Here is a 788-nt window from a genome sequence, read left to right as displayed (position 1 = left end):
AGTCACGTTGACGAAGCTTGCGCTTCATTCATTGTTTGTATCCGAAGATACGTTTTTTGCCTCATCGTTCAGTTTTCAAAGTTCGTCATAAAAATGGTGGAGCCTAGCGGGATCGAACCGCTGACCTCCTGCGTGCAAGGCAGGCGCTCTCCCAGCTGAGCTAAGGCCCCATTAAGGGATTAAATTGAAGATGGTCGGGAAGACAGGATTCGAACCTGCGACCCCTTGGTCCCAAACCAAGTGCTCTACCAAGCTGAGCTACTTCCCGAAAAGTGCACCCTGAGAGATTCGAACTCCCGACCCCTTGATTCGTAGTCAAGTACTCTATCCAGCTGAGCTAAGGGTGCGGGGTAATTAATCAAACAGTTAAATTTAAATGGTACCGAGGGCCGGAATCGAACCGGCACGGGGAAACCCCCGCAGGATTTTAAGTCCTGTGCGTCTACCAGTTCCGCCACCCCGGCAGGGTGTTAAAAGGTAGCATCTACACTTTTTCAAGGTTGATGATTAAATTTAAGGTGAAAATGGTGCCGGCAACAGGAGTCGAACCCGCGACCTACTGATTACAAGTCAGTTGCTCTACCAGCTGAGCTACACCGGCAAGTGTAATAAAAAAATGGTGGAGGATGACGGGATCGAACCGCCGACCCTCTGCTTGTAAGGCAGATGCTCTCCCAGCTGAGCTAATCCTCCATATGTATCGCCTGGCAGCGTCCTATCCTCACAGGGGGAAGCCCCCAACTACTTTCGGCGTTCAAGTGCTTAACTTCCGTGTTCGGCATGGGAAC

Annotated in this window: 6 tRNA genes and 1 rRNA gene; all 7 read right to left on the bottom strand. The window is 50.9% G+C overall.

Annotation, left to right across the window (positions count from 1 at the left end):
* Positions 1-94: 94 nt before the first annotated feature.
* A tRNA-Ala gene (locus KNP91_RS15635) sits at positions 95-170 on the bottom strand.
* A 21-nt stretch (positions 171-191) separates the two neighbouring features.
* Positions 192-268 (bottom strand) — tRNA-Pro (locus KNP91_RS15630).
* Positions 269-273: 5 nt separating this feature from the next.
* A tRNA-Arg gene (locus KNP91_RS15625) sits at positions 274-347 on the bottom strand.
* Positions 348-377: 30 nt separating this feature from the next.
* Positions 378-464 (bottom strand) — tRNA-Leu (locus KNP91_RS15620).
* Between the two features lie 61 nt (positions 465-525).
* A tRNA-Thr gene (locus tag KNP91_RS15615) sits at positions 526-601 on the bottom strand.
* A 16-nt stretch (positions 602-617) separates the two neighbouring features.
* A tRNA-Val gene (locus tag KNP91_RS15610) sits at positions 618-693 on the bottom strand.
* Positions 694-702: 9 nt separating this feature from the next.
* Positions 703-788: ribosomal RNA gene (rrf, locus tag KNP91_RS15605) — 5S ribosomal RNA — on the bottom strand; the annotation flags it as partial.

The sequence above is a fragment of the Exiguobacterium sp. s138 genome, from assembly GCF_018618775.1.
Classification (GTDB): Bacteria; Bacillota; Bacilli; order Exiguobacteriales; family Exiguobacteriaceae; genus Exiguobacterium_A; species Exiguobacterium_A artemiae.
This window is presented reverse-complemented; position numbering and strand designations above follow the sequence as displayed.